Source organism: Paenibacillus sp. FSL F4-0243 (genome assembly GCF_037963295.1).
Taxonomy (GTDB): Bacteria; Bacillota; Bacilli; order Paenibacillales; family Paenibacillaceae; genus Paenibacillus_AQ.
Genome location: NZ_CP150151.1, coordinates 4,652,612 through 4,666,112 on the forward strand (window position 1 = coordinate 4,652,612; position 13,501 = coordinate 4,666,112).

14 protein-coding genes are annotated in these 13,501 nt (G+C 43.6%); 2 read left to right on the forward strand and 12 right to left on the reverse strand.

From position 1 onward, the window contains the following. Positions 1–178: 178 nt before the first annotated feature. The 6 genes from NSS87_RS20745 to NSS87_RS20770 form a co-directional block, all read right to left on the reverse strand. Entirely contained in the window at positions 179–1,273 is a 1,095-nt protein-coding gene (locus NSS87_RS20745) for a winged helix DNA-binding domain-containing protein (RefSeq protein WP_339242502.1), read from the reverse strand. A gap of 392 nt (positions 1,274–1,665) precedes the next feature. Beyond that, the gene (locus NSS87_RS20750) at positions 1,666–2,232 is read right to left on the reverse strand and encodes an NADPH-dependent FMN reductase (protein WP_042189896.1); all 567 of its coding nucleotides are present in this window, start codon (positions 2,230–2,232) and stop codon (positions 1,666–1,668) included. Between the two features lie 15 nt (positions 2,233–2,247). After that, the gene (locus NSS87_RS20755) at positions 2,248–3,309 is read right to left on the reverse strand and encodes an LLM class flavin-dependent oxidoreductase (RefSeq protein ID WP_197071232.1); all 1,062 of its coding nucleotides are present in this window, start codon (positions 3,307–3,309) and stop codon (positions 2,248–2,250) included. 31 nt (positions 3,310–3,340) lie between these two features. Further along, positions 3,341–4,312, reverse strand: coding sequence for a ring-cleaving dioxygenase (locus tag NSS87_RS20760; protein WP_339242505.1), 972 nt, complete (start codon positions 4,310–4,312; stop codon positions 3,341–3,343). Between the two features lie 96 nt (positions 4,313–4,408). After that, positions 4,409–4,876 carry a MarR family transcriptional regulator gene (locus tag NSS87_RS20765; protein WP_042189900.1) on the reverse strand — a complete coding sequence of 156 codons (468 nt, stop codon included), beginning with the start codon at positions 4,874–4,876 and terminating at the stop codon, positions 4,409–4,411. Positions 4,877–4,972: 96 nt separating this feature from the next. Next, positions 4,973–5,098, reverse strand: coding sequence for a hypothetical protein (locus NSS87_RS20770; RefSeq protein ID WP_269321764.1), 126 nt, complete (start codon positions 5,096–5,098; stop codon positions 4,973–4,975). Between the two features lie 307 nt (positions 5,099–5,405). Between NSS87_RS20770 and NSS87_RS20775 the strand changes: the two genes are divergently transcribed. Together NSS87_RS20775 and NSS87_RS20780 are read left to right on the forward strand one after the other, a co-directional pair. Then, the gene (locus tag NSS87_RS20775; RefSeq protein ID WP_042189902.1) at positions 5,406–5,753 is read left to right on the forward strand and encodes a PadR family transcriptional regulator; all 348 of its coding nucleotides are present in this window, start codon (positions 5,406–5,408) and stop codon (positions 5,751–5,753) included. Continuing rightward, on the forward strand, positions 5,740–6,735 hold the full coding sequence (locus tag NSS87_RS20780) for a hypothetical protein (RefSeq protein ID WP_339242509.1): 996 nt from the start codon (positions 5,740–5,742) through the stop codon (positions 6,733–6,735). Before NSS87_RS20775 ends, NSS87_RS20780 begins: the two co-directional genes overlap by 14 nt. Before the next feature lie 262 nt (positions 6,736–6,997). Here the strand turns inward: NSS87_RS20780 and NSS87_RS20785 are convergent, their stop codons facing one another. The 6 genes from NSS87_RS20785 to NSS87_RS20810 are packed head-to-tail and all read right to left on the reverse strand — an operon-like array spanning position 6,998 to position 13,501. Then, positions 6,998–8,272, reverse strand: a complete 1,275-nt coding sequence (locus NSS87_RS20785) for an alpha-L-fucosidase (protein WP_339242511.1) — start codon at positions 8,270–8,272, stop codon at positions 6,998–7,000. Positions 8,273–8,319: 47 nt separating this feature from the next. Further along, a complete protein-coding gene (locus NSS87_RS20790; RefSeq protein WP_143764145.1) occupies positions 8,320–9,270 on the reverse strand; it encodes an ROK family protein in 951 nt (316 codons plus the stop codon). A 27-nt stretch (positions 9,271–9,297) separates the two neighbouring features. After that, the gene (locus tag NSS87_RS20795) at positions 9,298–9,990 is read right to left on the reverse strand and encodes a copper homeostasis protein CutC (protein WP_076300524.1); all 693 of its coding nucleotides are present in this window, start codon (positions 9,988–9,990) and stop codon (positions 9,298–9,300) included. 24 nt (positions 9,991–10,014) lie between these two features. Continuing rightward, complete coding sequence (locus NSS87_RS20800) at positions 10,015–11,469, reverse strand: leucyl aminopeptidase family protein (RefSeq protein WP_339242514.1); 1,455 nt, start codon at positions 11,467–11,469, stop codon at positions 10,015–10,017. Between the two features lie 41 nt (positions 11,470–11,510). After that, entirely contained in the window at positions 11,511–12,503 is a 993-nt protein-coding gene (locus NSS87_RS20805; protein ID WP_042189914.1) for a dipeptide ABC transporter ATP-binding protein, read from the reverse strand. Further along, positions 12,500–13,501 carry an ABC transporter ATP-binding protein gene (locus NSS87_RS20810; protein ID WP_042189916.1) on the reverse strand — a complete coding sequence of 334 codons (1,002 nt, stop codon included), beginning with the start codon at positions 13,499–13,501 and terminating at the stop codon, positions 12,500–12,502. The genes NSS87_RS20805 and NSS87_RS20810 overlap by 4 nt, the downstream gene beginning before the upstream one ends.

Consider the following 13,501-nt stretch of genomic DNA (forward strand, 5'->3'; position numbering starts at 1 on the left):
CGGCAGGTCGCACCTGCCGGGTTGCGTTCTTATCAGAACTATCTGAAAAATCAACTTTCAGGGGCTAATAAGTGCGTTAGTGCCTGCACCTGTTCCATATGTATTCGTCTTCTATAAAGCACCTTAACTCGCTCTCATTCATGAACTTGATCTTCACCCCTGAACGATATTTTCATTCTCATGTCAATGTAGAAGACACACTAAAATTGAGTATCGGCAGCCCGATAAAAGCAGCATATCTTTCAGCAGCTTTAAACACAGCTTCTTCAGCATTTCCAAGTTCTCTAAATGGATGAATGACTATCTCAATTCCTTTTTTCTTAATCGAACGTTTCCATGTACCTATAACTTGGCCACCAACAACAATCATAGGCAGGAAAACACCGTTGTTGCCAGGAACAATTAAAGGAGCCGTCTCAGGTTCAAGTACAGCACTCCGGTCTTTATAACCAAGAATGTACTCATCGAAACCTGGAAGTAAATAGATACCTGACTCTTCATCCGCTGAAACTACTCGATGGTTAGACATCCAATGCTCATTGCCATTTATATCTGTCGATTGAAGTTCTTTTTTCACAGATTCTAGCCCTCGTCTGGCATCTGTAAGGGTTATGCCTGCCCACCAAGCGAAGTCCTGAACGGTCGCTAATCCACGGGCTGTAAAATACCGCAAGGCGAGTTCTTGCAACGATTGTTCGTAAGATAGCTCTCGGCAATCTGGCACCCATTCCTCTAACAATACAATCGTTTGCTGTTTACCATTCATCGGACCAAAACAAATCAGTCCTTGATAGGCACTATTCCAGAGCATGTGATAACCGCGTTGATTCCCCGAGTAGATGCCTTCCTCTTCTATTAGCTGAAGTAGGACCGAACGATCCATTTGCTTCCCGCCCTTTAGAACATCCACAATAATTTTTCTACAGCGCTCCAGTGTCTGATCATCAAGTCCAAGCTCAGCCATTCGCCGCTTCGTTTGTGATGCTAAACGCGGTGCAGATAGCTGTAGCATCCATTTTACATCTTCTGCTGGGACGAAATGAAGCGTACCTCGCAGCGTCCAAGTAAGAATAATCTTGCGGTCAGCGATTGCACGCTCTATATCAGCTAATTTCGTAGCAGGAGAACGTAGTCCGATGGCCCAAACCGCCTGCATATAGTCTTGCGCTTGCATAGCCCCCATTTTTTTCACGACCTGCTCTGGTGTGTGATGTAAAGAGCCTGCAATCATTTGATTATACAACCTACTATTTGCAATAAGATTATTCGTCACACTACTCCCCCTTTTCAGAAATGAATCCTCAAATTATATACTTCCAGTTATTTAACAAAATGGTTAAGTTCTTGCTCATGTCTATGTCGATATTACTATTGATTCTATTGAAATACGAGATTAAATTAGAATATGAACTCCATTCCATTGCATAATGTGCAATAGAAAGTCATATACAGACCTCAAAAAAAGGTTTCTGTTGCACTTCGTACATTAGAATTTGCTGAAAACCTTCAAAAAAGAGTTTTAACCTATATTTAATTGTAAAAAATGCAACAGAATTCAGATCCCCTTTCTATTGGATCCATTCTGTTGCACGAAATACAACGTTAGGGATAAAGTACCCTTTTATATTACAGACTGAAGGTATTTTCTTAACAGAGCCCTTCTTTTTAAAAGAAAAACGCTGCTTCTTCCGCTTGCTTCACTTGCTGCATCGCATTCGTGGTATTCACCAATTCATTAGCTAGTCGATTCAGTCTAAAAATAATATCATCATCCACAATTACTTTCCGGTCATATTGTTTCTCTTCAATAAAAACATACTTAGGAACCACCACCGCTCTCATATAAGAGAGGATCGGTTTCAGTTGTTGTTCTGCCACTAAGTAATGTTTTGAAGAACCTGCAGTTACTACAATACCGATAACTTTATCCTTAAACCCATTAACCGGGAGTAAATCAAATAGATTCTTAAGTGTTCCTGGAATCGAAGCTTGAAAAACTGGGGTGCCAATGATATATGCATCGGCGGCCATGATTTTCTCCAGAACAACTTTGGTATCACCTGTATAATCCATGTAGCTGCGTCCATCACTAAATTCCAGCTTATAATCTCCTAGATCAATTAGTTCTACGTCGAAATCCGGATGCTTTTCTGTGATGTTGTTAAGTGCTTGCTGTACAGCAATTCTAGTCTTCGATCCAACAATGGATCCTGAAATCCCAATGATCTTCATACTATCCCCTCTTTCTTATTTCTTAGCTGTAGCACGTCTTACGGCTGGTGCTACTTCAGATGCGAACAGGTCAATCATTTGTTCCACTTGAGCATAAGGTAACCCACCGACATCAATCTGAGCTAGAAAACGATTATGGCCATACATCTCATGTTGATAGAGGATCTTCTCCACAATTTGTTGCGGGCTTCCCACGAGCAGTGCATTTCTCACACTCATCGCTTCCGCAAATTGTTCTTTCGGATAGTAAGACCCACGAAGCTCTTTCATCAAGTGATTGATATATGGATAATAATCGCGGAATGCTTTTTGTGAGTCCGGATCAATATACATTAAAGAAGTTGTGCTGATGGGAAGGTCTGCTGGATTAAACCCTGACTCTGCAGCAACCATACGATACGCGTCTACAGAACCTTTAAAGGCAGATGACGGTCCACCAAGGGTGGTCAGCATCATCGGGATTCCCATTCTTCCCGCCTTAATTGCACTTGCTGGAGGTCCCCCAACCGCTCGCCAAATTGGTAACTTTCCATTTAAGGGCTTAGGGAAGATTTCCATATCATTTAATGCAGGGCGGAATTTCCCTTCCCACGTTATGCGATCGGACTCATTTATTTTCATGAGCAATTCAATTTTCTCTTCGAACAATTCTTCATAATCTCTTACGTCATAACCAAAAAGTTCATAGGCCCCGAGACGCGATCCACGTCCAGCAACAATCTCTGCTCTACCGCCTGATAACAAATCCAATGTTGCAAAGTCCTCATATACACGTACAGGATCTGCTGTACTTAGTACAGTTGCTGAACTGACAAGCTTTATACGTTCGGTTGCATTTGCAATGGCTCCAAGGACAACCGAGGCAGCTGAGGTAATGAATTTCGGTTGATGACTCTCGCCTACCCCAAATACATCTAATCCAGCATCCTCAGCTAATTTGGCAGCCGCTACGATCTCTTGAATCCGTTGTCGTTCACTAATTGCTTTTCCTGTTAAGGCGTCTGTGGTGTGATCACCTAACGTGTATAAACCTAGCTCCAACCCTTTTTTCTCATCGATTCTATATTGTTCCATCATGATATGTCCTCTTCTCATAGTTGTATTAGGTTTAGCGGATAGGATGAAGCTTCGATTCAATCTCTTCACGACGTTCTTCCAGAAATGAAGGTAAGGTCAAATTCTCTCCTAGCGCGTCAAAAGTTTCATCAATCTCAAATCCCGGGCCATCTGTAGCAAGCTCAAAAAGAATATGGTTCGGATCCCGGAAATACAAGGAATGGAAGTAATAACGATCAATGACCCCTGTATTTTTAAAGCCTGCAGAAGTGATCTTGGAGGCCCATTCGGTTAGTTCTTCGACATCCTTCACTCTTATAGCCACATGATGGATGCTCCCTTTACCCGGTCTCTCCCGATCTTTGTCATTTACTTCTTTGACCTGGAGCTCGGTGTATAAACCACCCTTCCCCGTTTCATATATATCTACCATATTCTTGGAATCACCCATGGAGGGTACTGTCCGAACTTGTGTATAGCCCAAGATATCTTCCAAAACCGCCTTTGTGCGGCCAGCCTCACGTACAGTCAATTCAACGGGTCCTAACCCAACGATGGCATACTTTGGAGGGATGTCTTCTGTAATCCACGGTTCAACTAGCTCGATACCGTTATCTTTTTCAGCCGATACTAAATGGACCGTCAATTCATCTCTATCATAAAAAGTAAGCGACTTACGTTCCCCGATACTTACTATCGCTTCATGAGGAACTTCAAAAGAATCTAATCGACTAGCCCAATATGACAAGGCTTCATCGCTAGGAACAAGAAGGGAGAAAGAACTAATACTGTTCGTCCCTTTGCGGGTCTGACCTGCATTTGGCATTTCAAAAAAAGATACTTCGGTTCCAGGAGCACCATTACGATTTCCATAAAATAGATGGTACATGGATGGATCATCTTGATTGACCGTTTTCTTTACAAGTCTCAGTCCCAGGACCTCTGTATAAAACCATAAGTTTTGTTTAGCGTCCTTAGTAAGCATAGACACATGATGTTGTCCGTTTATGGGTTGTTGTTTCATTTTAAAAACCTCCTAATGAGTTTTGTTGAATTTAAGTTTACTAGTATACTGATGAGTAAAAAAGTAAGCTTTATTATCAATAAAGCTTTTGCGATACTACTGAACACCTCGCGGGAGTCGATTCTCATCTTGGCTATGGCGATGAATCTTTTTAAGCATGCTGTAAAACACTTTCTTCTCCTCATCTGTCAGTGGATCGAATAACGAGGCTTGGAAATCCGATTGCAAGGGCAGTACCTTCTCAATAAGTGTTTGGCCCTTTTCCGTTAAAGTAATGTACTTCACTTTCCAATCCTGTTTGCGTTCAATCCATCCTTCTTTCTCTAATCTGCCAAGCATATGGGATACCCCACCTTTAGTAATGGTTAGATGCTCGGCAATTTCCATCTGTGTTACAGGCTGATGTAATAATATTTGTACCAAGGTATCGAATTGATTAACTGTTAAATTAAATTGCTTCAAGAATTCATTGGAAAGATCGTTACTATTCTCATATACCCTAACCAGCCGCAACCAGATCAATAAGCTTAATTGGTTATCTTCAGTGAATCCATTGTTTCTCATTTGGTCACGTCCATCGTTTGTTTATTTTATGTGTTAATTGATTTGTTAATATGAGTATACTAGTAAACTGACAAGGAGTCAAGCTCAGTAAAAATCCTACACGCTTGCCAAATACCACTTCGGAATATAGGTTTGAAAATCATCATACCACTCCAGAACACTCTCCGCTCGGCTCAGCATATTAGTAACTTCCCTTTGACCACCCCCTATGAACCGGTTCAACTACCTCCCCTTTAGAAGCATTAGGGATGTCACTAAAAAATGGAATCATTTCACAACCTCCTTTTAATCAAACTGCTTCACAAAATAGAAAAATTTTCTTATTTATTTCTCAGAAGATTATTTTATTCAATTGATGTTGGAACAACAATAGTGTATGATGCATAGTATAGATCAAATACTGTATGACACATAGTAAGTATAAGCGGCTTCGACGTCCTCTCAAGGACAGCAAGCGTTTAAACCTAAAATATAAGAACAATTTATAAGAGATTATAAATCCTTATATTTTAAATAATGAGGTGGGTGAATGAGTACTTTATTAAATTCTTTAATCACAGAGCTTAGAAGAGGTACGTTAACGCTAGCCGTTTTAAGTCAATTACGAACACCCCAGTATGGATATTCGCTCGTTCAATTGTTGGAGGAATCCAGCATCATCATCGATCAAAGCACCCTATATCCATTACTTCGCCGATTAGAGAAACAGGAATTAGTGACGAGCAGCTGGGACACATCCGAGAGCAGACCCCGTAAGTATTATGTTCTAAGTGACTATGGCGTAGAAATTTTTTTACAGCTAAAGGAAGAATGGCTTAAGAATTCGAAAGAGCTCTACGGCCTATTACAAGGGGAGGATGACCATGAATCTAATTGAGATTTACATTCATGAAGTGACTCGGAGGTTACCGGAACAAAATCGGGAGGATATCGCTCTCGAATTACGATCTACCATCGAGGATATGTTACCGGATGATTATGACGAAAAAGAGGTAAAAGCCGTCCTTACAAAATTGGGCAATCCCGCTATTTTAGCTAGTGAGTATCGCGATCAGCCCATGTATCTCATCGGCCCACGCTATTTCGATTTATATGTTACGTTGTTAAAAATGATTATACCAATCGCTGTAGTTGTTTCTTTAATCGCTCTGGTTGCTGATTACTTGATTGGCTATAGCGGAGATAAAACAGTTGCGGATATTGTTACTGCAGTTATAAGTAGAGGAATTGGAACCTTCCTTGAAGTAGGAATCCAAGTCTTTTTTTGGATAACTGTTGTGTTCGCTATTATCGAACGGGCGGATAAAGGAAAGGAAGGTCATCCACTTACTACAAAATTAAGGAAATGGACTCCTGATGATTTGAAGGATATCGCGCTTGTCCATAAGAAAAAAGCAATTACAAGCTTCGAAGTGTTCGGAAGTTTACTGTGGACTGCCATTTGGGCTACTGTTTATTTTAATGCTGAACACCTGATCAGAGTCTATAGAGGCGGTGAAGGCGCACTTAACTTCGTAGCCCCAGCTTTTAATCAGCATGTGTTACTTGATTATTGGCCTATTATTCTTATTGTGATCGGATTAGAAGTCGCATTAACTATATATAAATTAATCAAGAGACAATGGACTAGAGAATTAGCATTATGTAATACGGGCCTCGAGCTTTTAGTGCTTATTGTATTCGCTATTATCCTTATAAATCCGAATGTATTTAACCAAGAATTCATTAACTACATGTCTAATTTATTAACAACTTCAGCTAATCAATTTGAAACGGGGTTAGTAGGTGGGGGAATTGCTTGCCTGATTTTAGTTGCGGTTCTCAATATATATGAAGGCTTCCGCAAGGCTCGCCTTTAGTATTCACAGAACGGCGATTCTCCTGTTATTTGGAGAATCGCCGCTTTGTATTCTGATTCGTTGGCTGCCTGCTTCAACAGCTTTCACAGTGTCAGTCAGCACCGATCCGTTAACATCCCAAAAAATGCAATAATACTGCGATTAGGGTCATCTGTGTCAGATTGGTGCTTTGTATATGTCGTAATCATTATCGAATCAAAATAAAAAAAATAGAGTGCCCCAGCAGCCATTCATGACTTATGGGACACTCTATCTGGTTTAATTAAAGAAGCTCAAGCTCAATAACCGTATCCATCTCGTCGGGAAGCTTAGCCCCTTTTAATGTAATAAACGCTCCACCGTCAACATCCGAATATTCCTCAGCCATCCACGGCACCTCCACCTTTAGCTCGGTACCATCACGTAGTAATCTAGCCTTTTTAATCTTCCCTTTCAAGCTTTGGAAATAGATCGGGCCAATTCCACGGTCGTAGACGTGCGCATACAACTTGTTGCCCTTTTGCGTATAACGTCCCCACTCTGGCTTAGGCAGCGAAGACTTCCCGCATCCATAAATACTATCGCCATTAAGGCGCATCCACTCCCCAACTTCGTCAAGGATAACCAGTGATTCCCGTGTCATTTCACCTTTAGCATCTGGTCCAACATTAAGGAGGAGGTTGCCATTCTTACTGATACATTCGACCATTGAGCGAATCACCTGCTGGGTTGATTTATAATTTTTATCTTCGGAATGGTAACCCCAGTTATCATTAAGAGTAATGCATGCTTCCCATGGAATGGATTGACCATTCACGTCAACAATGCCACCGGGAGGAATGATCTGCTCTGGAGAAAAGAAATCCCCAGCATATTCTTCTGGCTCGGCCGCGCGGATATTCCCACCCAAACGATTGTCGATAATAATATCCGGCTGGATAGAGCGAATCATACGGATTAGCTCCGTTGCTTTCCATTTCTCTCCGGTCATATTGTCGTAGGAGAAGTCAAACCACATGATGTCGATTTTGCCGTAATTCGTCAACAGTTCCTTCACTTGTCCATGCATATACTCCAAGTATCGATCAAAATCAATCGGCTTGTCTTTAGCCGCTTCGTTATCCCGATCAGGATGCGCTTTATCACCATATCCAGGGTAGTCATCATGATGCCAATCAATAATAGAGTAATACAGACCTACAGCAATACCTTCCGCCCGGAAAGCGTCTACATATTCTCGAACGAGATCACGTCCAGCAGGCGTGTTAGTCGCTTTAAAATCTGTTAGCTTGCTATCAAACAAGCAGAATCCGTCGTGGTGTTTGGTCGTAAGAACCGCATACTTCTGCCCCGCTGCTTTTGCTGCGCTGGCCCACTTCTTCGGGTCATATCGAGATGCGTCAAATTCATCGAAATACGTCATATAATGCTCTCTACTCATTCGCTCGTTTCCACGAATCCACTCACCTCGTGCTGGAATGGAATATAATCCCCAATGAATGAACATACCGAATCTATCCTGTAAGAACCATCTCGTTCTTTCTTCTCTTGTACCCATCTCTTCAGCCCCTCCGTTTGCTAGCTTTGATAAATAGTTCAGATAGTCTAGACGGTATGAAATAATGCTGCAGCGCCTATAAGACCTACATCATCCCTCAGACCTGCTGATTCAATAGTATAAGTTCCTTTATACGGCTTCATGACAAGTTCCTCTGTTTTCTCTCTCAGCGCTGGAAACAGTAGTTCACCAGCTTTGCTTACACCTCCACCAATTACAATGCGATCAGGATTAAACGTATGTACCGCGTTAGCTAATCCAATCGCCATATAATGAATCGTTCGCTCAATCACCTCGACAGCCACCGGATCTTTTAGTGCCATCGCTTCGAAGACGTGCCGAGAATTAATCTTTTCACCACTTCTACTAGCCAGCTCTGTAATCATCGACGTTCTGCTCTCCATACTCCGCAGTGCCATATCCCGAATCGCTGTACCCGAAGCAAATACTTCCCAGCATCCATATCTTCCACAGCTACATTCCGTTCCGTTCGGGTCAATAATATTATGACCGAGTTCTCCTGCAAATGAGTTCGTTCCGAGCAGTAGCTCACCATCCATAACAATTCCAGCTCCAATTCCTGTGCTGAAGGTAACATACACCATGTTGTTCGAGCCTTTACCAGCCCCTCTTACATACTCGCCCCAAGCCGCAGCGTTCGCATCGTTTACCACCTTCACTTCTATGCCAAGTTCTGACTCCATCCAATGTTTCAGTGGAACATTATCCCATTCAGGAAGATTGGTACCGTGAATTACGATTCCATCCTGGCTATTCACAGCTCCAGGTGAAGCCAGTCCGACTCCAATCAGCGGTCGCCCTTCGGATACAGAGCGGATCATTCCGATCATTCGCTGCACCACCTCTTCTGCGGTGCGCGCGCCAGCTGTCTCCATTAATTCCCGATTCAACATGGTACCCTTTGAATCGAATAATGCTGCGGCAATTTTTGTTCCGCCTAAATCAATTCCTACTACATAGCTCTCAGCCTTATGCATAACCATTCACCTTTTCACTATCTATTATTAGCCGTTCGAATGAATATTCTTAGCTAACGCCCGCAGGGCTACTGGATCGATTGGCGACAAAGCATCTTTGCCATGACGAACAGCCGATCCAAAATGTACTTCTGTGACTCCGGTCTGTTGAATAAACGATGTAATACCTTCTGGCTTCAAACCACTTCCAGCCAAAATACTTATCGAACTACCTCTTGATTCCTCTACTAGCCTACGCATAGCGGGAATGGCTTCAGGTGCCGGACCTGGTCCAGCAGAGGTAAGTATACGAGTGATTTGCGGGTAATTACAAAGCGTCCGATAACCTGCAATTTGGTCCTCCAGCTCGTCAAAAGCACGATGGAAGGTTACTTGTAAGCCATCTGTCAACGGCAATAATATTTCAAGCGCATGCTCATCGATCTTTTTTTCCGGTGTTAATGCGCCAAGAACAACTCCCGAAGCACCACTGGCTGCAATCTGCCTGATCTCTGCAGCCATGGTCAAAATATCATCCTTGGAATAGTTAAATGATCGACTGTGCGGACGGACCATAACAAAGACAGGAATGCTAACTGATTTGGCTACCTGCTCCACCAACCCTATTCCTGGTGTTAATCCACCTTCCGTAATGGCAGTAATAAGCTCAAGACGATCTGCGCCATTCGCCTCAGCCGTCAGAGCATCATCCATACAAGTAGCGATGATTTCCAATCTCATAACTTTCACCCACTCTTCCAGTTGTTAATGATGCACTTGCTTCATGACATAATCGGCGAGCAGGCGTGCACCATATCCCGTCGCTCCAGCTTCTGAGTACCCTACATCCTGTTTGTACTGTACTGTCCCAGCCATATCAATATGAACCCAGCTCATTGATTCTGCTACAAAGTGCCGAATAAATAGGGCTGCTGTAATCGCACCTGCAAAGGGAGAAGTACTAACATTGCGGAGATCAGCATAATTACTCCGGAGATCTGCTTCATATTCATCCATTAACGGCATGGGCCACAGTCGTTCTCCATTACGCTCCCCGATCTCAACCAGGCTCTGTGTTATATCTGCATCGCCCCATATGCCTGCGATGCCTAATCCGAGCGCTGCGCCGACATTTCCAGTTAGGGTAGCGATATCAACAGCTTGGTTTGCTCCGATATTCGCGGCATGAATAAGCGCATCCGCTATGATAAGTCGACCCTCGCCATCCGTATTCGCAACCTGAACAGTTACCCCGTTAGGGTAGCGGATAACTGACGAAGGTAACATCGCCTCAGCATCTGGCACATTATCAACGACTGGAATAAGTGCGGTCACATTTACATTGGCACGCTTCCCTATCAAAATATCCATAGCCCCAATAACAGCAGCCGCACCACCCATATCCATGCGTGCATCGCTGATATCGCTAGCCGTCTTCACATTCATGCCGCCTAAGTCAAAGGTTACACCTTTACCTACCAGTGCTAACATCGGTAATTCAGGGTTACTCTTGTAACGAATTTCAACTAGGGCTGGAGCGTGCTTACTCCCCGCTCCAACTGCGAGCAACCCATTCATCTGAAGTTCCACGAGCTCCTGTCCTCGATAGATATGGACTTTCAAAGCATCATCATCACGGTCGAAAAATTCTGCCATCCATTCCGCAAAACGATCAGGGTTCAGTGTCCCAGGTACCTCATTCACAAGATCGCGAGCAACTACGGCTCCTTCAGCGCGTATCTGTGCAGAAACCCGTACAGCTTCCAATTCAATCGATGACAGCTCAGGCCAATCTATCGATTGAAGCTGTAATTCAACAGAGCCTTCCACCTTGGTAGTTCCCCGATAAGTTTGGAAACGGTACAATCCGAGAATCCAACCTTCCATCCAAGCTTGTAATTCATCAGCAGCAGTAATATCCTTATTCCTATTTATAGCCTCCGATGCTAAGCGAACAAGCGAAGCACTACTGCGTCCTTCCTTCAGAATTGCACGAGCAGCAGCTCCACCCGCTCGGCGAATCCTCTCAAGCGTAATATCCTTGCGCTTTCCCATTCCTACCGCTAACACATCAGACTCTTCCTCAGTGCGAGCATGTAACCAAGTCACACTGCTGCACTGTTTGTGGGGCGCTTCCAGCTTAAAAGGAAAAGACTCCTCGTCATAAGCTAAATAGACAATAGTATCCGCCACATTAGCGGAATCGAATAAGATATTCATCGCTGTCCCTTCTTTTCCGTAAAGTTATCTCACAATTTCAGTTACCGTTCTAATTTCAGCATTTCTTCATCAAATAAATGACACGCAACCTCATGACCTGGTTCGACTTCTCGGAATATCGGTACATGCTGCTTACAGATTTCCATACAGGAAGGACATCTTGTATGAAAACGGCATCCCGACGGTGGATCAACCGGACTTGGAAGATCTCCCTTCAGAATAATGCGCTCCTTCTTTAAGGTAGGATCGGGTACAGGTACAGAAGATAGCAGTGCTTGTGTGTATGGATGCATTGGACGATCATACAAGGTATCCTTATCCGCCGTCTCTACGAGCGAACCAAGATACATAACTCCGATTCGATCACTAATATGCTCAACAACACTTAGATCATGTGAAATGAATAAATATGTCAGGCCATACTCTTCCTGCAGATCCTGCAACAGATTTAGCACTTGTGACTGAATCGAAACATCCAGTGCTGACACAGGCTCATCTGCTACGATTAAGCTTGGGCGAACAGACAACGCCCGGGCGATTCCAATCCGTTGTCGCTGCCCACCGCTGAACTCAAAAGCGTAGCGCTCGGCGTGGATACTATTCAATCCCACTGTCTCTAGTAACTCGCATGCTAGTTTATCCCGTTCTTTGGACGAGAGCTTTGTATGAATGAGCAGAGGTTCAGCCACAAGATCCTTCACCTTCATCCGTGGATTAAGCGAAGCATAGGGGTCTTGGAACACCATCTGTATATCTTTACGAATAGGCCGCATTTGATTGTCTGAGATATGGCTAATATTTTGACCCTTAAACCACACTTCACCGTCATTCGGCTCCAGCAAGCGAGTCACTAATCTACCCGTAGTAGATTTACCACAGCCACTTTCACCCACAAGGCTGAACGTTTCTCCTTTACGTATAGCGAATGAGATCCCATCAACTGCGTGCAAATATCTAGTAGTTCCGAAAAAGCCCTTCTTCACCGAAAAAAACTTTTTCAGACTTTTAACTTCAATGAGTGGAGTCTCCTTCACAAACGTTCCCCTCCTTCCGTGTTCTCCTGCTGTGTAAGCCAACAACGACTCTTTCGCTCTAGTCCCTCAATCGGGAGTAACTCTGGCTCTTGCGAGAGACAACGCTCTGTGACATAATCGCAGCGTGGCGCAAACTTACAACCTGCTGGCATTTGTGATAGATCAGGTACATTCCCTTTAATAGAATCCAAGCGACGTACGTTTTGACGCAACTTAGGAACGGATTGAATTAATCCCTTCGTATATGGATGCTGCGGTCTTGCAAATAGTTCATGAACGGAAGCTTCCTCCACTACACGACCAGCATACATAACAACTACACGGTCGCATAGTTCTGCTACTACACCAAGGTCATGGGTTATGAGCAGCATTCCCATATCCTGTTCTTCTTTCAGGTGCTTCATTAGATCAAGGATTTGAGCTTGAATCGTTACATCAAGCGCCGTTGTTGGTTCATCTGCAATCAGCAGTTTCGGGTGGCAAGACATCGCCATCGCAATCATTACACGCTGCCTCATACCGCCAGAGAGCTGATGCGGATATTCATCCACCAAGTCTTCCGCACGTGGTATACCAACTAACCGCAACATATGAATGGCATGTTCACGAGCCTTCTTCCGACCATAACCCAAATGCAACATTATCGGCTCCATCAATTGCAAACCAATCTTCAGCACAGGATTAAGCGAAGTCATCGGCTCCTGAAAAATCATCGCCATTTCATTTCCCCGTATCTGGCGCATTTCTTTGTCCGTAACCTTTGTCAGATCCGTTCCCTCGAAACGAACAGAACCGCCAGAAATTCTGCCTGGCGTATCCTTAAGGAGCCGCATAATCGACAGTGAGGTAACGCTTTTGCCACAGCCGGATTCTCCAACTAGACCCAGCACTTCACCTTTCTTAATCACAAAGTCAACACCTGCAACTGCCGTTATACTTCCATCGCCGCGTTTGAACTCCGTTTTCAGCCCTTGTACTTCCAGCAAATTTTGAGTCAT

Bases quoted from the DNA above. Each gene is read 5' to 3' on its own strand.
- NSS87_RS20755 (WP_197071232.1), bottom strand. From the start codon at position 3,309: ATGATGGAACAATATAGAATCGATGAGAAAAAAGGGTTGGAGCTAGGT.
- NSS87_RS20800 (WP_339242514.1), bottom strand. From the start codon at position 11,469: ATGAATATCTTATTCGATTCCGCTAATGTGGCGGATACTATTGTCTAT.
- NSS87_RS20785 (WP_339242511.1), bottom strand. From the start codon at position 8,272: ATGGGTACAAGAGAAGAAAGAACGAGATGGTTCTTACAGGATAGATTC.
- NSS87_RS20810 (WP_042189916.1), bottom strand. From the start codon at position 13,501: ATGACTCAAAATTTGCTGGAAGTACAAGGGCTGAAAACGGAGTTCAAA.
- NSS87_RS20775 (WP_042189902.1), top strand. From the start codon at position 5,406: ATGAGTACTTTATTAAATTCTTTAATCACAGAGCTTAGAAGAGGTACG.
- NSS87_RS20795 (WP_076300524.1), bottom strand. From the start codon at position 9,990: ATGAGATTGGAAATCATCGCTACTTGTATGGATGATGCTCTGACGGCT.
- NSS87_RS20760 (WP_339242505.1), bottom strand. From the start codon at position 4,312: ATGAAACAACAACCCATAAACGGACAACATCATGTGTCTATGCTTACT.
- NSS87_RS20790 (WP_143764145.1), bottom strand. From the start codon at position 9,270: ATGCATAAGGCTGAGAGCTATGTAGTAGGAATTGATTTAGGCGGAACA.
- NSS87_RS20780 (WP_339242509.1), top strand. From the start codon at position 5,740: ATGAATCTAATTGAGATTTACATTCATGAAGTGACTCGGAGGTTACCG.
- NSS87_RS20750 (WP_042189896.1), bottom strand. From the start codon at position 2,232: ATGAAGATCATTGGGATTTCAGGATCCATTGTTGGATCGAAGACTAGA.
- NSS87_RS20765 (WP_042189900.1), bottom strand. From the start codon at position 4,876: ATGAGAAACAATGGATTCACTGAAGATAACCAATTAAGCTTATTGATC.